Below are 23,673 nucleotides of genomic sequence, written 5' to 3'. Positions count from 1 at the left end.
GATATAGATAAAGATATTAGAATATGATTACCATTGTAGAGGCTAAAACTAAGGCTGAACTTAAACAGTTTGTAAAATTTCCGTTTAGTATATATAAAAATTCACCATATTGGGTACCTCCAATAATTAACGATGAATTAGATACTTTTAATAAAGAAAAAAACCCCGTTTTTAAAGATGCAGAGGCCTGGTTTCTTTTAGCTTACAACGGACCTAAAATTGTAGGTAGAGTTGCTGCAATAATTAACTGGATTGAAATTAACAACCAAAAAGTAAAAAAAATGCGCTTTGGTTGGTTTGATTTTATTGATGATATAAACGTATCTGAAGCATTACTACAAAAGGTTGAAGAAATAGGAAAAAAACATAATTTGGAATATATGGAAGGTCCTGTAGGATTTTCTAATTTAGATAAAGTGGGTGTTGTTACAGAAGGTTATGACCATATTGGTAGTATGATAACTTGGTACAACCACCCATACTACGTTAACCATTACGAGCGTTTAGGTTTTGTAAAGGAAAAAGAATACTTGGAAAACAAGTTTCCTTTTGCCAATGCCAAGCCAGAGTTTTTTGAAAGAATACAGGGTTTAATAAAAAAGAGATATAATTTAAGAGAAATAAATTTTACAAAAACTAAAGACGTAATGCCTTTAGCAGACAAAATGTTTGATTTGTTTAATGAGTCTTACGCATCTTTATCTTCCTTTGTCCCAATAAACGACATACAAAAAGAACATTTTAAGAAAAAATATATAAGTTTTATTAATCCAGAGTACATAAAATTTATTGTAGATAAGGATGATAATCTTGTTGCTTTCTCTATAGTAATGCCTTCTTTTTCTAAAGCTTTACAAAAATCTAAAGGGAAGCTATTTCCTTTTGGCGCTTACCATTTACTTAAAGCTAAAAAGCAGAGTAAAGATGTTATTTTTTACTTAATTGGCGTACATCCAGAATACCAAAACAAAGGCGTAACAGCAATTATTTTTAATGAATATTACAAAACATTTAAAGATAAGGGTATAGAAAACTGTATACGAACACCAGAATTAGAAGAAAATACGGCTATAAGACAGATTTGGAAAAATTTTGACCCTAAAATATTTAGAAGAAGAAGAACTTACAGAAAAAATTTATAAACTAAAAAACCCAAGCATAATATACTTGGGTTTTTTAATATAAAATAAAAAGATTTTTTACTCTCCCATTGCAGCTGCAACAGCGGCAGATAATCTTTTATATGTACCATTTGTTAAACGCTCACGTATTGCATCAAAAGCATTAAGTGTTTCGTTTACATCTTCTAAAGTATGAGACGTTGTAGGAATCATTCTTAATAAAATAAGTCCTTTAGGAATTACAGGATAAACAACTATAGAACAAAAAATACCATAGTTCTCTCTTAAATCTCTAACCAATGCCATAGCTTCTGGTATACTACCATTTAAAAACACAGGTGTAACACAACTAGTAGTTGTTCCTATATCAAAACCACGCTCTTTTAATCCGCTTTGTAATGCATTTACATTCTCCCAAAGTTTATTTTTTAACTCTGGCATTGTTCTAAGCATATCTAAACGCTTTAACGCTCCTACTACTAATTGCATTTGCAATGACTTTGCAAACATTTGCGAACGCAAGTTGTATTTTAAGTAATCTATAATTTCTTGATCTGCTGCAATAAATGCACCAGTACTAGCTAAAGATTTTGCAAAAGTAGCAAAGTACACGTCTATTTCATCTTGCACTCCTTGCTCCTCACCTGCTCCAGCACCAGTTTTTCCTAATGTACCAAAACCGTGAGCATCATCTACTAAAAATCTAAAGTTAAATTTCTTTTTTAAAGCAACAATCTCTTTTAATTTACCTTGCTCACCACGCATACCAAAAACACCTTCAGAGATAACTAATATACCTCCACCAGTTTGTTCTGCCATTTTAGTAGCACGTTCTAAGTTTTTTTCTAAACTCTCAACGTCATTATGCTTATAAGTAAAACGTTTACCCATATGCAAACGTACACCATCAATAATACATGCGTGTGAGTCTACATCGTAAACAATAATATCATCTTTAGAAACCAAAGCATCTATAGTAGATACCATACCTTGGTAACCAAAGTTTAATAAATAAGCTGCATCCTTTTTAACAAATTCAGCCAACTCATTTTGTAATTGTTCGTGTAAGTCTGTGTGTCCAGACATCATACGTGCTCCCATTGGGTAAGCAGAACCATAATCTGCTGCTGCTTGTGCATCTACTTTACGCACTTCTGGGTGGTTTGCTAAACCTAAATAATCGTTAACACTCCAAGTAATTACTTCTTTCCCTTGGAATTTCATTCTATTAGAAATAGTTCCTTCTAATTTAGGGAAAACAAAATATCCCTCTGCTTGCGATGCCCATTTTCCTAATGGTCCTTTGTTCGCTAGTATTCTATCAAATAAATCTCTCATCTAAGCTATTTTGGCTGTCTGCAAAAGTACAGAATTTCAGCAAGGTTTCATAACAATTTTATGAACAAAAAAAAACAATGAAGTAAAATTCATTGTCTTTTTATTTTTTAATTTCTAAGTTTATTACTTAACAAATTGAATTTCTGGCTTTTCCTGTTCTACTTCTGTATGTAAAAAACCTTGAGCCTCCATCCATTCATCACTATATATTTTACTCATATATCTAGAACCGTGGTCTGGAAATATAACAACTACTTTACTATTAGCATCAAATTCATCATCTGCGTGTAATTGTTTTACAGCCTGCATTGCAGCACCACTAGTATAACCCACAAACAAACCTTCTGTACCAGAAATTTGTCTTGCAGTATGTGCGCTTTCTTCATCTGTAACTTTTACAAACTTGTCTATAACGTCAAAATCTGTTGCTCCTGGTATTAAATTTTTGCCTAAACCTTCTATACGGTATGGGTAAATTTCATTAGCATCAAACTCACGTGTTTCATGATATTTTTTTAATACAGAACCAAAAGCATCTACTCCAATAACTTTTACATTTGGGTTTTGCTCTTTTAAATACTTTGCTGTACCGGAAATAGTACCACCTGTACCACTACAGGCAACTAAATGGGTAATATTACCATTTGTTTGTTTCCAAATTTCTGGACCTGTAGAAGCGTAATGCGCAGCTCTATTAAGTTCATTAAAATATTGATTAATGTATATAGAACCTTCTGTTTCTCTGTGTAACCTTTTAGCTACCTCATAATATGAGCGAGGATCATCTGCACTTACATGTGCAGGACAAACATATACTTGTGCTCCCATAGAGCGCAACATATCTATTTTATCTGGAGATGATTTAGAACTTACTGCTAATATACATTTGTATCCTTTAACAATACTTGCCATTGCAATACTAAAACCTGTATTACCAGATGTTGTTTCAATAATTGTACTGTCTTCGTGTAATAATCCTTTACGTTCTGCTTCTTCAATTATATGAATTGCTATTCTGTCTTTTGCAGAATGTCCTGGATTAAAAGCCTCTACTTTAGCGTAATATTCTCCTTTAAAGGAATTAGTAACATTATTAATTTTAATTAACGGAGTGTTACCTATTAACTCTAAAACATTGTTATAGGCATTAATTTTATTTTCCATGCGTATTTGGTTATAAAATGATAAGACTTTGTTGGTTAGCTTATCAATTACGTGACAAATTTAGGTTTTTTTTTTTACTTATCGATTTTTCCCTCTAAATCTATTAAAAACGCGTAGTCTTTTGCTACTTCCTTTAAAGCTTCAAACCTACCTGATGCACCGCCATGACCTGCATCCATATTTGTATCTAAAAATAGTAAGTTACTATCTGTTTTAAGTTCTCTTAACTTTGCTACCCATTTAGCAGGTTCCCAATATTGTACCTGAGAATCATGTAAACCAGTGGTTACCAAAATTGTTGGGTATTGTTGTGCTGTTACATTGTCATAAGGAGAGTAAGACTTCATATAATCATAATACTCTTTATCATTAGGGTTGCCCCACTCATCATACTCGCCAGTGGTTAGCGGTATAGAATCGTCTAACATTGTTGTTACAACATCCACAAATGGCACACTTGCAATTACGCCATTATATAATTCTGGTGCCATATTAAGTATACCTCCCATAAGTAAACCTCCGGCAGAACCACCAGATGCATATAAATGTTTACTGCTAGTATATTTATTATCTATTAAATATTTAGAGCAATCTATAAAATCTGTAAAGGTGTTTCTCTTTTTTAAAAGTTTACCATCTTCATACCATTTTCTACCTAAATATTCACCTCCTCTAACGTGCGCAATTACATAAATAAAACCTCTATCTAACAAACTTAAACGTACTGTTGAAAAATAAGGGTCAATTGTATATCCATAAGATCCGTAGGCGTATTGCAATAAAGGGCTTGTACCATCTAACTTAGTGTTTTTATGGTATACTACGGACATAGGTATTTTTACACCATCTCTGGCTGTTGCCCAAACTCGTTCAGACTTATAATTCTCTTTATTAAATTTATCCCCCAGTACCTCCTGTTCTTTTTTAACTTCTTTGGTATGGGTATCCATATTAAAATCTATTACAGAACTAGGCGTTGTTAATGAGTTGTAACCATACCTTAGGATGGATGTATTAAAATCTGGGTTAATGCCAACATATGCCGTATAGGTTTCGCTCTCAAAAGGCAAATAATATCCTTTGTTGGTATCCCAACGAACAATTTTCAATTTATTTAAACCATTTTCCCTTTCAGATAATACATAGTAATCTTTAAAAATATCTAAATCCTCTAGCAATACATTTTCTCTATGAGGTATAAATTCTTTCCAATTTGTAGCTGGCGTTGCAGACTCACTACAAGTCATTAATTTAAAGTTATAAGCACCATCTTTATTAGTTAAAATATAAAACTTATCTCCGTAATGTGCTATAGAATACTCTAGTCCCCTTTCTCTTGGAGAAAATATTTCAAAATCTGAATCGGGTTCTTCTGTTTTAATAAATCTATACTCAGATGTTAACGTACTAGAAGACCCTATTACTATGTATTTTTTTGACTTGGTTTTATATATGTAAGTATTAAAAGTTTCGTCTTGTTCATGATACACTAAAACATCTTCAGAAGTTGGCGTACCCAGTTTATGTTTGTAAATTTTGTCTGATCTTAGCGTTACAGGGTCCTTTTTAGTGTAAAACAAAGTTTGGTTATCTGCAGCCCATACGCTACTACCTGTGGTTTTCTCTATAACATCTTTATAAACTTCCCCTGTTTCTAAGTTTTTAATTCTAATTGTATATTCTCTTCTAGAAACAATATCTACACCAAAAGCTGCTAACTTGTTATTAGGACTAATTGCAATACCACTTAAATTAAAATAATCATGACCTATAGCTAAATCATTACAATTAAAAATAATTTCTTCTGCTGCCGTTTCTTCCCCTTTCTTTCTAGAGTAAATAGGATATTCTTTTCCTAACTCATACCTAGTTTCATACCAATAACCATTTAACTTATAAGGAACAGAAGAGTCGTCTTCCTTAATACGCTCCTTCATCTCATTAAAAAGTGTTTTCTGAAAATCTTTAGTATGGGCAGTTAAGGTATTGTAATACGTATTTTCCTGTTCTAAATATGCAATTACTTCTTTATCCTCCCTATTATTTAACCAATAATAATCATCTATTCTAACATCATTATGTTTAATTAATTCTTTTGGTACTTTTTTAGCAACAGGAGTTTTAATAGTAGCCATAGGCTTATTTATATTTTTACATGAAGCAACAAAAATAATACTAACTAACAGAACAATACATTTTTTTATGACTTTCATTTCTTTTTAAGGTTGATTGACCAACAATTTAGTAATTTTGAAACATATTAACTATAACTAAAAAATTATGTTTGGAGATATGATGGGTATGATGGGAAAACTTAAAGAAACCCAACAAAAAGTTGAAGAAACAAAACAACGATTACATACTGTTTTAATTGATGAAAAATCTACTGATAACGCAATTAAGGTTACTATAACTGCTAATAGAACTATTAAAAGTATTGATATTGACGAAAGTCTTTTACAAGATAAAGAACAGCTTGAAGATTATTTAATAGTAACTTTAAATAAGGCTATTGAAAGAGCAACACAGGTAAATGAAACTGAATTAGCCGCAGCTGCAAAAGATGGTTTACCCAATATTCCTGGAATGGATTCGTTATTTAAATAAAAACTGGCAAGTTTTTTGTATCAATAATAAAAAATATAAAGATGAAACACTTATTAATTGCCTTAATTTTTCCTTTATTATTTGGTTTTACACCAACTAATAAAGTTATTGGAGATGTAGAATGGAACACAGATTATGAGACTGTATTGAAAAAAGCCAAAAAAGAAGACAAAAATATTTTAGTCTATTTTACTGGTAGTGATTGGTGCGGACCTTGCAAAATGTTAAAAAAAGATTTGTTTGATACCGACGAATTTAGAGAAATTTCTAAAAATTATGAGTTATTGTATATTGATATTCCAAGAAACAATGATTTATTAACCGAAAAGCAGTTAAAGCACAATATGGACTTAATGGCTAAGTACAACAAGAAAGGTGTGTTTCCTAACTTAAAAATACTAGACAATAAAGGAAGAGAAAAAGGTGCATTACACGGTTATAGTATGAACGGCGAAGTACAACACCATATAAAATTTTTAAAAAAATATATAGATTAAAAAATCTTAAATAGAATAAAATTTATTTAAAGCCTTCAATTAATTTTGAAGGCTTATTTTTTTTATAAAACAAATAGCTCTGTTACGTTTATTACTAACCCAAGACTTAGAAACTCTTACACTATATTTTAGTTTTAAAATGTAAACTGGCTAACCATTAAAATTGGTTTATATATTACCCTGGTTACAATAACAAAAAAGTAAAAGGGCTTTCAAAATTAATTGAAAGCCCTTTTTATTGGTTAGTGATTAACTATAATAGATTTTACTACTAGTTGTTAATTAATCTAAATTCAGTTCTTCTGTTAGCAGCGTGCTCTCTTTCTGTACAAGAAACACCATCTTTACATCTGTTTTTCAATTTGTTTTCACCGTAACCATTAGCTACTAATAAGCTAGAGTTAACACCTTTAGAGATTAAGTAATCTGCTACAGATTTAGCTCTTCTTTCAGATAAGCTTTGGTTAGATACACTGTTACCTCTAGAATCTGTATGAGAAGCAATTTCTAATTTAACTCCTGGGTTTTGATTTAAAACTGGCATTAATCTAGAATCAATAATTCTTTTTGCTTCAGCAGTTAAAGTAGAGCTACCAGTATTCCAGTTTATTGGTAAAGCTTGGTATTGTACTAATGAGCACTCAACTTCACTCCAAGTAGTAAGACCACCTTTTTGCTTTAATACCTCTTTAGTAATTGTTTTAGTTACAGCAGGTACAGAAACACTTGTAGTATAAGCATCCTTATCTAATAGAGTTTTTGTAATTTCTTTGTATTCAGCAGGAATTATAGTTTCTACTACAGAAGGACCAGAAACTAAAACAGTCTTTTTATATGTAGCATTTCTAGAACCAATTGGGGTTTTAGATACAGTAGCATCTGAAGCTAACTCTTGTGTTTGTATTGTAGTAAACTCTGCTGGGTAACCTTTATAACACCAGTATCTACAATCATCTGGGTTGCTAGAAGCACAATCAGGAGCTGGCGCACCTAATTCCCATACTGCGTAAGCAGGCTTAACTTCTATAGTTTGTGAGCTAGGTGTAAAACTAGCAGGAGTAATACTTAATGTGTTACCACCTTCTTTTGCTACATAAGTAACAGTCTCTGTTCCCCATTTAGCTGGTACTATTTTTAAACTTTTGCTCTCGTCTTTTACTAAAACACGCTCAGTAACTGTTTTAAAAGTTGCAGGTACTGTTTTTAATACAGAATATGCAGGCTTAGTTGTAATTGTAATAGATTCATTTACATATACGTCAGGAGTTGTACAACGTACATAACATTTACCTGGTTCTGGATTTGTAGGCAAATCTTGAGCCATAGTAACAGATGCAGTCATAACTGCAAATAAGAATAATAATTTTTTCATTTTTGGTTAATGTGTTTAATTAATGTTAAAATATGTTAAATAATTATAGTGCAAATATAATTTTTATGTTCAACTAATCATAGAAAAACTGTATTATTTTATAAAAAAACCCTATTTTACTAGTGTTTTAGAGCTTAACAAGCGTTAATTTTAAAATAAACTACTACTCTTAACAAAGTCTTAAATTTAAATTAACTGTAACTTTAAAAAAAATGTTATCTTTAAGAAAAATGTGTAGTTATGATAGATATTGTAAAAAAAGAGGATAATACGTTCACTTTTAGTTTAAAAACTAAAAACAATGTTGTGTTATTGCATGGCAATAGTTTTAATACAAAAGAAGAACTAAATAGTGCTATAAAAGAAATAATGCCATCTATAAACAGTTTAAACGTTTTTGAACGTAAAACTGCCTACAATGGCAAATTTTTATTTAATTTAAAAACCTTAAACGGCAAAGTTATAGGTAAAAGCCAGTTTTACTCATCTGAAGCAGGTATGGAGAATGGTATTAAAAATTTAAAAAATAGTTTTTTATCTATTAACAATTTACAAACTCTTTAATATAGTTAAAAAATTACTGTGCATAGCATTAGTATAATCTAAATGGGTAACAATGCGCAATTTTCCTTGTCCCATACCAATTATTTCTATTCCGTTTTTTAATAGTTTGTCTAAAAAATCTTTTTGTGTCAATCTATCTTCATCAATAGAGAAAATAACAATATTTGTTTCTATAGGCTCTACACTCTTTATGTAGCTTAGTTTTTGTAACACATCACCTATTTCTTTAGCTTTAGTATGGTCTTCTTTTAATCTATTTATATTATTATCTAGTGCATAAATAGCTGCACCGGCCAAGTAACCTGCTTGCCTCATACCACCCCCAAATATTTTACGTATTCTTATGGCTTTTTGTATGTCTTTTTTAGAGCCAACTAAAACAGAACCCACTGGGCAGCCCAAACCTTTACTCAAACAAACACTTATAGTATCAAACAAATCTCCATATTGTTTTGGAGTTTCATTTTTAGCTACCAATGCATTCCATAAACGAGCCCCATCTAAATGGTATTTTAAGTTGTGTTTTTCACAAACCATCTTAATTTTTTTTAGCTCTTCAAAATCCCAGCAAGCGCCACCACCTTTATTAGTTGTGTTTTCTATACAAACCAAGGTAGTAAGTGGGCTATGATAAAAATCTGGAGGGTTTATAGCCTCTTCTACCTGTTTTGCTGTCATCATACCTCTGTGGCCATCAACCAACCTGCATGACACACCACTGTTAAAACTTACTCCACCACCTTCATAATTAAAAATATGAGCATATTTGTCGCAAATTAATTGATCACCAGGCTGTGTATGCAACTTTATTGCCGTTTGGTTTGCCATTGTACCGCTAGGAAAAAATAATGCTGCTTCTTTACCAAACATTGCCGCCACTTTTTCTTCTAAAGCATTAATTGTAGGATCGTGCTTAAAAACATCATCTCCTACATCAGATGCAAACATTGCACTAAGCATTTCTGATGTTGGCTTTGTTACGGTGTCACTTATAAGATTTATTTTCATTTTAAATATTGTGTTTTTAGTTAGTCATACATTCCATTCCTATTGGTGAACCATCTGGTATTTTAGGAGAAACTATTGGCTTAAAAAGTTCTGGGTGTTTTTGAAAATGTTCTATTCTATTTACAACCTCTAATGCATAAGGTTTGTTTCTATCTAAAAATCTATCTTTTAATTCTTGTAATTTAAAATTAGCTATTGCATTTACTTTTGGGTGCACACTTTTGCTTGCTGCTAAATTTTTAATATAATACAAGACTCTAAAATTAATATTCTGTTGCGCTTCATCTAAATAAGTATCTTTATAACTCTTTTTAAATGTGTTATTTATTAACTGATCTAGCACATCATGCAAACCAATTTGTTTTGAATCTAAGCTTTTTTGTTGTACTAATCTAGATGCTCTTTGCGGATGCAATAAAAAGGAAAGAGTCATATCTGCTGCAGTTTCTGCAGCAGAAAGCGCATCAAAAGAAATTCCTGTTTTTCCGTTAAAAGATTCTCTTGTACTACCATAACCTAAAGCTCTAGGTGGAAAAAGTGATAATTTATTTTTAGGAATTGCAATTTGCTCTGCGTTTACTGTTTGTAATAAACTTTGTAGTGCTTCTTGTTGTTCTTTTTTTGAGACAGCTTTAACCGTAAGTTGCTGGTCTCCTTTAACAGTATAATTATAATCTAAACCACCTATTAATTTTGTTACAGCTTCAGTTTGGTATCTATGAAAAAAATAAAGCGGCGCAAAAACATCCTCTAACACAGAATTTGGTTGTCCTTCCTTAATATTATCAATAGAAAAATTAGAAATACCTACTGCTCTAATTTTTAACACCTTATTTAATTCTTCTGTTGCATTACCTCCATTGTCCCAAAGGTGTGCATATGCATGTGCACCTCCACTGGCTCTGGCATCTCTGTCTGATATAAACCTATAGCCTTCCTTTTGTGCTTTTTGTATTATTTTTTTTAACTCCTCATCTTCATTTTTGTCTTCTTTAAAATCTGAATAAGAATAAGCTACTGTATATTTATCCCACTCACCTATACCCTCTGCATATGCACCAGAAAAATCTATATTTTTTCCTTTCAACTTAAATTGTGGATGCGGGTAATCCATAACAGATGCTCTGTTGTTGGTACTAGCTGCAAAATTATGAGCAAAACCTAAAGTATGTCCAATTTCGTGTGCAGACAACTGTCTTATACGTGCTAATGCAAGTTCAAGCATTTTGTTATTGTTATCATCACTCTTAGCAAAAGGTTTATTTGTTAAGGCTTGTGCAATTAAAAAATCTTGTCTAATGCGCAAACTACCTAAACTTACGTGTCCTTTTATAATTTCTCCGGTTCTTGGGTCTGTAACACTTGCTCCATAACTCCACCCCCGTGTAGATCTGTGGACCCATTGTATAACGTTATATCTAACATCCATTGGGTCTGCGTCTGCTGGTAATATTTTTAACTGAAAAGCATTTTTATAACCAATGGCTTCAAAAGCTTGATTCCACCACCTACCACCTTCTAACAATGCAGTACGCACAGGTTCTGGTGTGCCATTATCTAAGTAATAAACAATAGGTTCTACGGCTTCACTAATTGCGGCATTAGGGTTTTTCTTTTGTAATCTATGCCTAGTTATAAAACGTTTATGAATGTCTTGCTCTATAGGCGTGGCATAATCATAATAAGAGAACATAAAAGAACCACTACGCGGATGGTAACTCCTTTTTTTAAATTTATTATCTGGCAACTCTACAAAGGAATGATGTTGAGCTACTGTTACCAAGCCAGAAGTTGGGGCTACAGAACTAATATACCTTCCCTTTGCAGTTCCTTTAAAGGTTAAAAAAACATCAAACTCTATATTTTTAGGAAAAGCTTTAGTACGCTCTAAGTTAAAAGCACTTTTGCTTGCATCTAAACTATAATTACCTTGAGCAGTGTTTTTAAGTTTATTAGCAACACCGTGGGTATCTTGCATAAATAAAGACGTAATATCTATTAAATATTTTCCATTGGCCTCTTCTTCAATTTTAAAACCACCTAAAATAGACTTTGCAAATGCTTGCTCTACAGATTGTTTTTCTAAAGCATTATTAGTTAAAGCTCTATATTTTAAATTTGGTTGTATTAACAGTAACTTATTACCGGCTTTTTTAAAATAAACAACCCTAGTTTTACCCAACTGGCCTCTGTCTAAACCAATGTCATTACTACCTACACCACTGCTTAAAGAGCTTACATATAAAAACTCTTTTTCTAAATCTGTAACTTCTAAATAAATTTTATCTGTACTATCATCATAAAAAAAAGAAAATAATCCATCAAACTTTTTAAAAGTACTGTATTTGTTACTAAACTGTGCATTGCAAATAGCACAATAAACAAGAATAAACAACAAAATAGAAATACGTTTCATAGATAAATTTTTTTTGATTTTCTAAATTTATATAAAATAGATTGTACAACCATAGTTTAGTGCTATTTTTGCTTTTAAATTATTTTAAAAAATGATAACAACAGATCAATACAAAGATCTTTTAGATCGCCTTGGTGCGTTAAGGAGGTATCTTTGACATAGATGCCAAGCTAATAGAAATAGAAAACGAAGAAGAAAAAACACTAGCTCCTAACTTTTGGGATAATGCTCAGGAAGCACAAGCCCAAATGAAAGTTTTACAAGCCAAAAAAAAATGGGTTAAAGACTTTGATGATGCAAAACTACTTGTCACCGATTTAGAGGTTTTATTAGAGTTTTTAAAAGAAGGTGATGTAACTGCGGAAGAATTAGAAAACCATTACAACAAAGCCAAAATACATATTGAAGACCTAGAGTTTAAAAATATGCTTTCTGATGAAGGTGATGAACTTACAGCAATTTTGCAAATTACAGCTGGTGCTGGTGGCACAGAAAGTTGTGATTGGGCAGCAATGCTTATGCGTATGTACTTAATGTGGGCAGAAAAAAATGGCTATAAAATTAAAGAACTTAATTACCAAGAAGGTGATGTTGCTGGCATAAAAACTGTTACTTTAGAAATTGAAGGAGATTATGCATTTGGCTGGCTTAAAGGTGAAAACGGAGTACACAGATTAGTACGCATTTCTCCTTTTGATAGTAATGCTAAAAGACATACTTCTTTTGCTTCTGTATATGTATACCCACTTGCAGATGACAGTATAGAAATAGAAATTAACCCTGCTGATATAGAAATTACAACAGCACGCTCTAGTGGCGCTGGCGGACAAAATGTTAATAAGGTAGAAACTAAAGTACAGTTAACTCATAAACCAACCGGAATACAAATTTCTTGCTCAGATTCTAGATCTCAGCATGACAACAGAGCTACTGCTATGAAAATGCTTAAATCTCAATTATATGAAATTGAATTGCGTAAAAAACAAGAAGCACGTAGCGAAATTGAAGCTGGTAAAATGAAAATTGAGTGGGGTTCACAAATACGTAACTATGTTATGCACCCATATAAACTAGTAAAAGATGTGCGTACTGCCGAAGAGACAGGCAATGTAGATGCTGTAATGGACGGACAAATAGACCCATTTTTAAAAGCTTATTTAATGATGATGGGACAAAAAAATGAAGATTAATTTTTAATAATTTAATAATGATAAAAATTTACCATAACAACAGATGTAGTAAATCTAGAGCAGGAGTAGCTTTTTTAGAAGAAACTGGTAAACCTTTTGAAATTGTAAAATATTTAGAAAATGTACCTACAAAACAAGAGCTACAAAACATTATTAGCCTTTTAGCTATAGATCCTATAGCTTTAGTACGTAAAAATGAGGCTATTTGGAAAGAGAACTACAAAGGCAAGCAACTATCTAATAATGAAATTATTGATGCTATGATTGCCAATCCTAAACTAATAGAAAGACCAATTGTTATTAACGGAAATAAAGCCGTTATTGGAAGACCTACTGAAGCAATAAAAACTGTAATTTAGGAACAGTTTAATTTTTGGCATTTTTATTGCTAAATTCTTTTAACAAATCTTTAACCAAACTAAATTAAACCTTCTTTAATTTTTAAACTCTTACTAATTCAGAAAGTTATGAAAACTAATAAAATATTTTTTTATGCAGCAGTAGTATTTGTATTCTCATTATCAACTGTAGAGGCACAGTATGGTTATGGTAACGGTTATAATAATGGCTACGGAAACGGCCGCGTTAGAAACCAAATGCCACAAACACAATCTAATGAAAAACCAGAACCGCTAACAGCAGAGGAAATTGTAGAGCTACAAATGCCTAAAATTTTAGAAGTTATAGATCTTAATAGTTTTGAAGAAGCAGTATTAAGCACAACATTAACCAAATACATTAAAAAGTATATGGAACTGCAAATTTTAAAGCTAGATGGTGAAAAAATGAAAGAAAGCATAGAAAAATTAAAAGAACAACAGACTGAAGAATTAAAAGCTGCTCTGCCAAAAGAAAAATATGAGGCTTATGTTGCTTTAGAAAAAGAAGGCTTTAAAAAAGCTAAAAAAAAGAAAAAGAAAAAAACTAAACAAAAAGAATGAAACAACTACTTTCCTTAGTACTGGTATTTGCAACTGTAATTACGTACGCTCAAGGTCCCAATGCTAAATCTACTAATCCTAAAAAAATTAAAATCACAGGTACTGTGGTTGATGATGAAACAGGAGATCCTTTAGAATATGCTACACTAGTATTACAAAGTGTTAAAGACCCATCTGTAGTTACAGGAGGAATAACAAACCAACAAGGGAAATTTGATGTTACTGCAGATGCAGGATTATACAATATTAAAGTAGAGTTCTTATCATATAAAACATATACTGTTAACAACCAAAACCTAAATAAATCTACAGATTTAGGTGTTATTAAATTAGCTTTAGACGTAGAACAGCTAGACGATGTTGTTTTAGTTGCAGAGAAAACCACCGTAGAACTTAGGTTAGATAAAAAAGTTTATAACGTAGGTAAAGATTTAACCGTAAAAGGAGGTTCTGTTACAGATGTTTTAAACAATGTGCCGTCTGTAGATGTAGACGTAGAGGGAGCTATTAGTTTACGAGGTAATGAAAGCGTTAAAATTTTAATTAACGGTAAGCCTTCTGCACTTTCTGGTTTAGACAATGCCGCTTTAAAATCTTTACCTGCAGATGCTATAGAAAAAGTAGAGGTTGTTACAAACCCATCTGCAAGGTATGATGCAGAAGGTACTGCTGGTATTTTAAATATCATTTTAAAGCAAAGTAAAACTGCTGGCCTAAACGGATCTGTATCTGCAACAGTTGGTGATCCAGAACAATACGCTGGTTCTGCTAATATCAACTTAAGAAGAGATAAATTTAACCTGTACACAAACTTAAGCTACAGAGACAGAACAGGACCTGGAAACGCCACTTTTGAAAATGAATACTTTAATGAAGATGGCACAACTGCAAGTTTTGAAAACGAATACAGAAATTATGACCGTAGCAGTAAAAACTACAATGCAAATGTTGGTTTTGAATATTTTATAGATGAAACTAGTAGTATAACAAACTCTGTATTATACAGAAACTCTAACGGTTTAGACAAAGCAGATGTTAACTTTTTTAATTTTGATGGTAATATGAACCCTACCATTGAAAGACAAAGAAATACAATAGAAGATGATGATGAAGAAACAGTACAATACTCTTTAAACTATGTTAAAAGGTTTAATGATGACGGTAATAAATTAACTATAGATTACCAATACTCTAGATCTAACGAATTAGAAAATGCTAGTATAGAAGAACTTGTAAGTGGTAATGCAAATAGTAGTCCTTTAGAGCGTACAATTTCTGATAACAAACAAATAGACCAATTAGTACAGGTAGACTATGTATTACCTTTTGGCAAAGATTTAGCCTCTCAGTTTGAAGCAGGTTATAGAGGTAACTTTAATTATTATAATACAGATTATGATTTTGGAGAAGAAGTTAATGGTAACTTTACTAGTAATCCAAATTTTAGTAACGAGCTTTTTTACAGAGAAAATATAAATGCTGCTTATGTACAATTAGGTACTAAATTTGATAAGTTTAGTTTACTTGGTGGCTTACGTATGGAATCTACAGATATAGAAATTGAACTAGCAGAAACAAATGAAATTAACACCAAAAATTACACCAACTGGTTCCCTTCTGTATTTTTAGGATATGAGTTATCAGAAATGGAACAATTTACACTTAGTTACAGTAAAAGACTTAGAAGACCACGTTCTAGGTTTATAAACCCTTTTCCTTCTAGGTCTAGTAACACAAACTTATTTTTTGGTAATCCAGATTTAGATCCAACTTTTACAGATGCGTATGATTTAGGTTATTTAAAAAGATGGGACAAAGTTTTGTTTAACATCTCTGGTTACTACAACCACTCAACAGGAGTTTTTCAGTTTGTTTCACAAGAAACAGGTGACTTTGTTAGTATAGAAGATCCTGCAAACCCAGGGAGTTCTGTAGAAATACCTGTACAAGCTAGAACACCAATTAACTTAGCTACCGAGACTAGATATGGTTTAGATATTACATCTACCTATACACCAATACGCAACTGGAGGTTTAGCTTAAACCTTAACTTATTTCAACAAAGCTTAGAAGGTGAACATACCTATACTAATTTCTTAAACGAAGAAATTACTCAAAATTTTGATGCTGATAACTTTAGCTGGTTTTCTAAATTTAGTGCAAAAATACCATTACCTGCAGAAATAGATTTTCAGACAAACTTAACCTATAGAGGTCCATCCAAAAATGCACAAACTGATACCAAAGGAATGTTTGGATCTGACTTAGCATTAAGTAAAGATATCTTAAAAGAAAAAGGAACCTTATCATTAAGTGTTAGCGATATTTTTAATTCCAGAAAAAGAAGATCTGAAAGTAGAACTGAAAATATTTTCTCAAACAGTGAGTTTCAGTGGAGAGAAAGAAGTGTAGCTTTAACTTTTACTTACAGATTTAATCAACAAAAAAACCAACGCAATAAAGGTGAAATGAGAGATGGCGGAGGTGATGAAATGGATATGCAAGGATAATAATACGGAATAAAATTATAAAAAAAGGGTGTTGTTTAAGTGAACAACACCCTTTTTAATTATTATAATAATTATTAACTACAAAGTTTTAGTATGTATATAATACAATTAAACATTTTAGTTAATAGTGAAGCACAAAAAAAGAGACTTAAATAAGTCTCTTTTTTGTTTTTTATTCTAAACGCTTTGCTTTTCTAGCTTCTCGTTTTTCTTTCAGAAATTCTATAAGTGATCCGCCCAACCAATAAGGTATCACAAATGTTAATAAAAATATCATTAGCCAAAATCCTATAGTAAGGATAGTTAAAAAAGCTAAAAAACCTAAATACTGGTCAAATTCAAACATAAGTAATTTATTTTAACGGTTACAAAGATACTTGTTAAGATGAATAGTACAAATCTAAATCAAAAAAAAATAATAATTATTTTAATATTTTTTTATATTTGTAGTATAAGACGTACTAATATTACCATAAAATACCTGTAAGTAGCTTAAGTATTATTAACCGTTTTTAAACTAACAACTCAACTTAATAACCTACTTTATAATATGCTTAATAACACTTACCACACATTAGTCCTATTTGTTATAAATACAAAAGACTAATAAACAATGAAAAAAATATTCTTTCTATTCTTTGCCTTATCTACAGTTATTAATGCCCAGCAAAACCAAATAAATAATAGTAATAATACTGTAAAATTATCTGGTACAATTGTAGACTCTGAAACAAAAACTCCATTAGAATTTGCTACACTAATAATTGAAGATAAAAATAACTCTAATTATATTTCTGGTGGTATAAGTAATAAAAATGGTAAGTTTAGTATTGATGGTATACCATATGGAAATTACAATATAAAAATTGAGCATATTTCTTACAAAACTTACTATTTAAAGAATATAACATTAACAAAATCTAAGAATTTAGGACAAATAATGTTAAGCTTAGATGTAGAGGAACTAAACGAAGTTGAAATTATTGCTGAAAAAACAACCGTAGAATTAAGGTTAGATAAAAAAATATACAATGTTGGTAAAGATTTAACTTTAAATGGTGGTTCCGCTTCGGATGTTTTAAATAATATTCCTGCAGTAGCTGTAGACGCAGAAGGTACAATTAGCTTAAGAGGAAATAATAATGTAAAAATTTTAATTAATGGTAAACCCTCTACCCTATCTGGCATTAGTCCCGAAGCTTTAAAACAAATGCCTGTAAGCACCATACAAAAGGTAGAAGTTATAACAAACCCTTCATCAAAATACAGTTCTTCTGGTACAGCTGGCATATTAAACATAATACTACGAAAATCTAAAAAATCTGGATTAAACGGTTCTATAACTGCAACAGTTAAAGACCCGGAATATTATAAATTGGGAGTATCATTAGGTGTTAAAAAGAAATTATTTAATATTTTTTCTAATATAACTTATACAGACAGAGAAAGACCTGGCTATTCTTTATTTTACAATGATTTTTTTGACAATAACAACAACACTACTGGTTTTGAAAATGAATACAGATCTTTAGACCGCAATTACAAAAATTTATCTGTAAATGCCGGTATAGAACTATTGTTAAATAAAAATTCTAGTGTAACTAACTCGGTAGCATATAGCAAAGGATCTGGTTTAAACTACACAGCTATAGACTTAACTAACTTTAATACTACAAACAATACAACAATTAACAGAAATAGAGATACAGAAGAAGATAGCGACGAAGAAAGTATACGATACTCTTTAAATTACAAAAGAAAATTTAACTCTAAAGGTCATATTTTAACCGCAGACTATCAGTACTCTAGAAGTTTTGAGTTAGAAGACAGGGCTATTAATGAATTTATACTAGAAAATAACAGCACCAATCTATTTGATGAGGCCATAACAGACGACACACAAATAAGCCAACTTGCACAAATAGACTATACACTTCCATTTGGTAAAAATTACAATTCTAAAATAGAAGTTGGTTATAGAGGTGTTTATGACAATTATAATATAGACTATACAGAAGGATCTATAATTAATAATCTATTTATAAAAAACAACAATTACAGTAACAACCTAGTTTACAGTCAAGATGTTAATGCTGGTTATTTACAATTTTCACAAGGTTTTAATAAGTTTAATGCCTCATTAGGTATCCGAGTAGAACATACAAATTTGTCTATTTTACTTACTAATACAAATACTACAGACAATAAGTTGTACACCAATTGGTTTCCTTCAATGTTTTTAAGTTACGAGTTTAGTAATAAAGAAAAAATAAGTCTAAACTACAGTAAAAGAATTGATAGGCCTACGGCTGGGAATTTAAATCCTTTTCCTAATAGGGTTAGCAAAACCAATTTGTTTTATGGCAACCCAGATCTAGACCCAATGTTTACTAATTCTTTTGAGTTTAATTATATAAATAAGTGGAATAAAATAACTTTTAATTCTGCATTATTTTACTCTAAAACAGAAGATGTTATACACAATGTAGTTATAGAAACCGGAAATACTGAAACTGTGACTAGTACTAACGGTACAATATCTGCGCCAATAATAGCAAAAACAAAAAGAAACATTGCAGAAGAAGATAGATATGGCATAGACGCAACAGTAACGTATGTACCCTTAAAAAAATGGCGTTTATCTTTAAATATGTTTATGTATAACCAAAAATTAAATGGCAACTATAACTATACTAACAACAACAACCAAATAGTTAATGTAGACTTTAGTGCTAACCAGTTTAGGTGGACAGGGAGTGCTAGTGCTAAACTACCTCTTATTTACGATGTAAATTTTCAAACAAATTACTATTACATAGGGGCAAATACTAATTCCCAAACAAAAACAAAAGCATTAGATAGGTTAGATATTGCATTTAGTAAAAATTTATTAAAAAATAAAGTGGCAGTATCTATTGGTGTTACTGATATTTTTAATGCATACAAAAGATATTCTACTACTACCTTAAACAATTCTATCTCATACAACGAACTTCAATCAGACCAAAGAAACCTAAGAGCTACATTAACATATAAATTTAATTAACATTATTTTTAATTAAAGTTCATATTTGCTCCAAAATAAACTAAAATCATCAAATAAATAAGCATTAAAAATTTTCCAAATTCTTACCTTTGTGGCTATAAAAAATTAGTACAATGAGCTTTAGAATAGAAAAAGATACAATGGGCAAGGTAGAGGTACCTGCTGATAAATATTGGGGAGCACAAACAGAGCGCTCTAGAAACAATTTTAAAATTGGTCCTGCTGCATCTATGCCATTAGATATTGTTTATGGTTTTGCATATTTAAAAAAAGCAGCAGCTTACACCAATTGTGAGCTAGGTGTTTTATCTACAGAAAAAAGAGATTTAATTGCACAGGTTTGTGATGAAATTTTAGAAGGTAAACATAATGACCAGTTTCCGTTGGTTATATGGCAAACCGGCTCTGGCACACAGAGTAATATGAATGTAAATGAGGTTATTGCAAACAGAGCACATGAAATAGCCGGTAATGTTATTGGTGAAGGAGAAAAAACGATACAGCCTAATGATGATGTAAACAAATCACAATCATCTAACGATACCTTTCCTACAGGAATGCACATTGCCGCTTATAAAAAAATTACAGAAGTTACTATACCTGGAGTTAAACAACTAAGAGATACTTTAGAACAAAAATCTAAAGAATTTGCAAATGTTGTAAAAATTGGACGTACTCACCTTATGGATGCTACGCCTTTAACTTTAGGACAAGAGTTCTCTGGCTATGTTTCTCAATTAAATCACGGTTTAAAAGCATTAGAAAACACATTGCCACACTTAGCAGAGCTTGCTCTTGGTGGTACTGCTGTAGGTACAGGTTTAAACACACCTGCTGGTTATGATGTTCTAGTTGCTAAATACATAGCAGAATTTACAGGATTACCATTTATTACCGCTAAAAATAAATTTGAAGCATTGGCCGCACATGATGCTATAGTAGAAAGTCATGGTGCATTAAAACAACTAGCTGTTTCACTTAATAAAATTGCTAATGATATTAGAATGATGGCTTCTGGCCCACGTTCTGGTATTGGCGAAATTATTATTCCTGCAAACGAGCCTGGTAGTTCTATAATGCCAGGAAAAGTTAACCCTACACAAGCAGAAGCTATAACTATGGTTTGTGCACAAGTTATGGGTAATGATGTTGCTATAACTGTAGGTGGCACACAAGGTCATTATGAGCTTAATGTTTTTAAACCTATGATGGCTGCAAACATATTACAATCTGCGCAGTTAATTGGTGATGCCTGTGTTAGTTTTGATGTTAATTGTGCTGCTGGCATACAGCCAAACCACGATGTTATTAAAGAACTACTAAACAACTCTTTAATGCTAGTTACAGCTTTAAATACTAAAATAGGATACTATAAAGCTGCAGAGATTGCAAACACTGCTCATAAAAATGGCACTACATTAAAGGAAGAAGCTATTAACTTAGGCTATGTTACCGCAGAACAATATGATGAATGGGTTAAACCAGAAGAAATGGTAGGTTCCCTAAAATAAAAAACCGAACCATATAAATACAAAAAAGGTGCAATTTTTAATTGCACCTTTTTTTATAACTAAAAATAAAAGTTTATTTAAGTGTAAACTCACTTTTACCTAATATTTTTAATTTAGAATCATAAACAATAGCCATATAGTTTCCTTTTTGGAAATCACCAGTTGGCTTATTTACATAATCACAAATATCTAAAGTTCTGTTTTCATAGTAAAAAGCAGTTGCTTTACTATAAGTTAAAGATGCACCGCCTTCGTTAGATTTAGTAGTTCCTTCACCTAAAACATTACCTTGAGGATCTAAAACTTCTAAATAAAACTCTCTATCACCAGCTTGCGCAATTGCATTGTCTGCAACAGTAAAACATATTTTAAGTTTGTCTGCTCTTCCCGCTCTAGTTGTAGAAACCAATTTACCACTACTACGCTCTTTTACTGCATCTACAGAGAACTTAGATAAATTTAAAGCAGAACCTTTTTCTACCGCATCTGCTAATTGAGTATTTTGTACAACTAAAGAATCATTAAAAACTGTTTGTCTAGATAATTCTTGATAAGTACTATCTCTTTCCATAGCTAACATAGTGTTAGATGTAGTTAAAGAGTCTACCTTTTTAAGTAAAAAAGCTCTTTCTTTCTTTAACAAATCAACCTGTCTTCTATACCTAGATAACGAAGAAATATCTGTTTTCATAGTTTTTACAGAGTCAATATATTTAGCAATTCTGTCTCTAGCTTCAACTAATTCTTCATTTGTAGCATTACTTTCCATAATAGCCTTGTCATACTCAGACTGTAAGCTAGTTAAATCATTAACTACATATTCTTTCTCTTGTGTTAAAACAGTTTTGGTTTTCTCTCTGTCTTTATACAAAGAAACTGTGTAGGCAATAGAAGCTAATAATCCTACTCCTAATAAAACAGCAAGTACCTTTAATCCTGTATTACTCTTTTTCTCACTCATAACAATACTATTAATTCAGTTTAATTTATTAACTTGACTAAGTTAATCTTTTGGTTCAAATTTATATACGTTTTGGTTTAACATTTAGATTATATGCACTTAAAAATTGGTTTAAGTCCAATATTAATCGTCTAACGGAAATAATTATCTAAAATTATAATTTATAATGAATAATTTAACATTTATTCCCTTTCTGCCAAAATACGCTAAAACCTTTAAAAATCTAAATTTAGAGTGGATAAAAAAGTATTTTGAAGTTGAAAAAAAAGATATAGAACTTTTAAACAACTGTGAAGAGAATATAATTAACAAAGGTGGATATATCTTTTTTGCTAAAATTGAGGATACCATTGTTGGCTGTGTAGCTTATATTAAAATTAAAGAAAACGTTTATGAATTAGGAAAAATGGCAGTAAGCGAAAACTACCAAGGTAAAAGAATTGGTCAAGAATTACTAAACTACGCCATTAACTTTGCCAAAGAAAAACAATGGGAGCAAGTTATTTTGTATTCTAGTGTTAAACTTACCAACGCTTTGCACATATATAAAAAGATAGGTTTTAAAGAAATACCATTAGAACCCAATGTTGTTTACAAAAGAAGTAGTATTAAAATGAGGCTAAATTTAAAATAAAAACCAATGAAAAAACTAATAACTATTGCTGTTTTCTGTTTATTTATAACTAGTTGTAAAAACAATAAAGAAACTAAGAATACCACAGAAGAAGAAACAAGTGAAATTGATAATCACTTTAATGTAACACCTATAGAGCACGCTACAGCTGTTTTTAAATGGGGAAACACTACTATTTATATAGATCCTGTAGGAGGTGCAAATATGTTTGATGGACAAGATGAACCAGATTTAATTTTGGTTACAGATATTCACGGAGATCATTTAAATGTTGAAACTTTAGAAGCTATTAACACTAATAAAACTACTATTGTAGCTCCACAAGCCGTTGCAGACAAACTTTCTGATAATTTAAAAACAAAGCTTACAGTACTAAACAATGACGAATCTGTAGATTTTTTAGATATTAAAATTACAGCAATACCAATGTATAATTTAAGGGAAGAAGCTGTTAAATTTCATAGCAAAGGACGTGGAAATGGCTACCTAATAGAAAAAGCTGGTGAGCGCGTTTACTTTTCTGGAGATACAGAAGATATACCAGAAATGCGTGCTTTACAAGATATTGACAAAGCATTTATTTGTATGAATTTGCCATATACAATGACAGTTAATAGTGCTGCCAGTGCAGTATTAGAGTTTAAACCAAAACAAGTATACCCATACCACTATCGTGGCAAACCCGATGTTAGTGATATTGCTAAATTTAAACAATTGGTAAACGAAGGTAATAAAGACATTAAAGTTGTACAATTAGATTGGTACCCTAACGAGTCATACTAAAGAAAATAAA

20 protein-coding genes are annotated in these 23,673 nt (G+C 31.1%); 12 read left to right on the top strand and 8 right to left on the bottom strand.

The genetic code is table 11. The features are described 5' to 3' along the window. Positions 1–23 precede the first annotated feature (23 nt). Positions 24–1,142 carry a GTP cyclohydrolase gene (locus tag PBN93_RS13625; protein WP_077405596.1) on the top strand — a complete coding sequence of 373 codons (1,119 nt, stop codon included), beginning with the start codon at positions 24–26 and terminating at the stop codon, positions 1,140–1,142. A gap of 57 nt (positions 1,143–1,199) precedes the next feature. Here the strand turns inward: PBN93_RS13625 and PBN93_RS13620 are convergent, their stop codons facing one another. The 3 genes from PBN93_RS13620 to PBN93_RS13610 all read right to left on the bottom strand — a co-directional run bounded on the left by PBN93_RS13620 (position 1,200) and on the right by PBN93_RS13610 (position 5,836). After that, a complete protein-coding gene (locus PBN93_RS13620) occupies positions 1,200–2,459 on the bottom strand; it encodes an aminotransferase class I/II-fold pyridoxal phosphate-dependent enzyme (RefSeq protein WP_077405593.1) in 1,260 nt (419 codons plus the stop codon). 123 nt (positions 2,460–2,582) lie between these two features. Next, positions 2,583–3,623 carry a PLP-dependent cysteine synthase family protein gene (locus PBN93_RS13615; protein ID WP_077405590.1) on the bottom strand — a complete coding sequence of 347 codons (1,041 nt, stop codon included), beginning with the start codon at positions 3,621–3,623 and terminating at the stop codon, positions 2,583–2,585. Between the two features lie 74 nt (positions 3,624–3,697). Then, positions 3,698–5,836: a S9 family peptidase gene (locus PBN93_RS13610; protein WP_077405587.1), complete on the bottom strand. Its 2,139-nt coding sequence runs from the start codon at positions 5,834–5,836 to the stop codon at positions 3,698–3,700. Between the two features lie 67 nt (positions 5,837–5,903). On the opposite strand from PBN93_RS13610, the gene PBN93_RS13605 reads away from it, so the two are divergent. Next, positions 5,904–6,230, top strand: a complete 327-nt coding sequence (locus PBN93_RS13605) for a YbaB/EbfC family nucleoid-associated protein (protein WP_077405584.1) — start codon at positions 5,904–5,906, stop codon at positions 6,228–6,230. 41 nt (positions 6,231–6,271) lie between these two features. Then, positions 6,272–6,727: a thioredoxin family protein gene (locus PBN93_RS13600; RefSeq protein ID WP_077405581.1), complete on the top strand. Its 456-nt coding sequence runs from the start codon at positions 6,272–6,274 to the stop codon at positions 6,725–6,727. Positions 6,728–6,998: 271 nt separating this feature from the next. Here PBN93_RS13600 and PBN93_RS13595 read toward each other — a convergent pair whose 3' ends face one another. Next, a complete protein-coding gene (locus tag PBN93_RS13595; protein WP_271080869.1) occupies positions 6,999–8,099 on the bottom strand; it encodes an OmpA family protein in 1,101 nt (366 codons plus the stop codon). Between the two features lie 240 nt (positions 8,100–8,339). Here PBN93_RS13595 and PBN93_RS13590 point away from each other — a divergent pair, with 240 nt between their 5' ends. Next, on the top strand, positions 8,340–8,663 hold the full coding sequence (locus PBN93_RS13590) for a YegP family protein (RefSeq protein ID WP_077405575.1): 324 nt from the start codon (positions 8,340–8,342) through the stop codon (positions 8,661–8,663). Here PBN93_RS13590 and PBN93_RS13585 read toward each other — a convergent pair. Further along, the gene (locus tag PBN93_RS13585) at positions 8,649–9,671 is read right to left on the bottom strand and encodes a threonine aldolase family protein (protein ID WP_077405572.1); all 1,023 of its coding nucleotides are present in this window, start codon (positions 9,669–9,671) and stop codon (positions 8,649–8,651) included. The two genes, PBN93_RS13590 and PBN93_RS13585, sit on opposite strands and share 15 nt — an antisense overlap. A 16-nt stretch (positions 9,672–9,687) precedes the next feature. Then, positions 9,688–12,087, bottom strand: a complete 2,400-nt coding sequence (locus PBN93_RS13580; protein ID WP_271080868.1) for a zinc-dependent metalloprotease — start codon at positions 12,085–12,087, stop codon at positions 9,688–9,690. A gap of 91 nt (positions 12,088–12,178) precedes the next feature. On the opposite strand from PBN93_RS13580, the gene prfB reads away from it, so the two are divergent. From prfB to PBN93_RS13560, 4 genes are all read left to right on the top strand, one after another. Further along, positions 12,179–13,277, top strand: a protein-coding gene (prfB, locus tag PBN93_RS13575) for a peptide chain release factor 2 (RefSeq protein WP_139344252.1) whose coding sequence is annotated in 2 segments (ribosomal slippage) — positions 12,179–12,241 and positions 12,243–13,277 — 1,098 coding nt in all. Because the reading frame shifts where the segments join, the coding sequence is not laid out codon by codon here. Between the two features lie 17 nt (positions 13,278–13,294). Continuing rightward, positions 13,295–13,636: an arsenate reductase (glutaredoxin) gene (gene arsC / locus PBN93_RS13570; RefSeq protein ID WP_077405563.1), complete on the top strand. Its 342-nt coding sequence runs from the start codon at positions 13,295–13,297 to the stop codon at positions 13,634–13,636. A gap of 108 nt (positions 13,637–13,744) precedes the next feature. Then, entirely contained in the window at positions 13,745–14,218 is a 474-nt protein-coding gene (locus PBN93_RS13565) for a hypothetical protein (RefSeq protein ID WP_077405560.1), read from the top strand. Then, positions 14,215–16,728: a TonB-dependent receptor domain-containing protein gene (locus tag PBN93_RS13560; RefSeq protein ID WP_077405557.1), complete on the top strand. Its 2,514-nt coding sequence runs from the start codon at positions 14,215–14,217 to the stop codon at positions 16,726–16,728. Before PBN93_RS13565 ends, PBN93_RS13560 begins: the two co-directional genes overlap by 4 nt. 172 nt (positions 16,729–16,900) lie before the next feature. Here the strand turns inward: PBN93_RS13560 and PBN93_RS13555 are convergent, their stop codons facing one another. After that, positions 16,901–17,074, bottom strand: coding sequence for a hypothetical protein (locus tag PBN93_RS13555; RefSeq protein WP_170854684.1), 174 nt, complete (start codon positions 17,072–17,074; stop codon positions 16,901–16,903). 267 nt (positions 17,075–17,341) lie between these two features. Here PBN93_RS13555 and PBN93_RS13550 point away from each other — a divergent pair, with 267 nt between their 5' ends. Next, on the top strand, positions 17,342–19,774 hold the full coding sequence (locus PBN93_RS13550) for an outer membrane beta-barrel family protein (RefSeq protein WP_077405554.1): 2,433 nt from the start codon (positions 17,342–17,344) through the stop codon (positions 19,772–19,774). Between the two features lie 113 nt (positions 19,775–19,887). Beyond that, complete coding sequence (fumC, locus tag PBN93_RS13545) at positions 19,888–21,285, top strand: class II fumarate hydratase (protein WP_077405551.1); 1,398 nt, start codon at positions 19,888–19,890, stop codon at positions 21,283–21,285. Positions 21,286–21,358: 73 nt separating this feature from the next. Here the strand turns inward: fumC and PBN93_RS13540 are convergent, their stop codons facing one another. Further along, positions 21,359–22,246, bottom strand: a complete 888-nt coding sequence (locus PBN93_RS13540; RefSeq protein WP_077405548.1) for a hypothetical protein — start codon at positions 22,244–22,246, stop codon at positions 21,359–21,361. A gap of 166 nt (positions 22,247–22,412) precedes the next feature. Here PBN93_RS13540 and PBN93_RS13535 point away from each other — a divergent pair, with 166 nt between their 5' ends. Together PBN93_RS13535 and PBN93_RS13530 are read left to right on the top strand one after the other, a co-directional pair. Beyond that, complete coding sequence (locus tag PBN93_RS13535) at positions 22,413–22,880, top strand: GNAT family N-acetyltransferase (protein ID WP_139344251.1); 468 nt, start codon at positions 22,413–22,415, stop codon at positions 22,878–22,880. 6 nt (positions 22,881–22,886) lie between these two features. Then, positions 22,887–23,663 carry an MBL fold metallo-hydrolase gene (locus PBN93_RS13530; RefSeq protein WP_139344250.1) on the top strand — a complete coding sequence of 259 codons (777 nt, stop codon included), beginning with the start codon at positions 22,887–22,889 and terminating at the stop codon, positions 23,661–23,663. Positions 23,664–23,673: the final 10 nt, after the last annotated feature.

The sequence above is a fragment of the Cellulophaga omnivescoria genome (genome assembly GCF_027915275.1).
GTDB classification, from domain to species: Bacteria; Bacteroidota; Bacteroidia; order Flavobacteriales; family Flavobacteriaceae; genus Cellulophaga; species Cellulophaga omnivescoria.
Note: the sequence above shows the minus strand (reverse complement) of the source record. Positions and strands in the feature narration are given on the sequence as shown.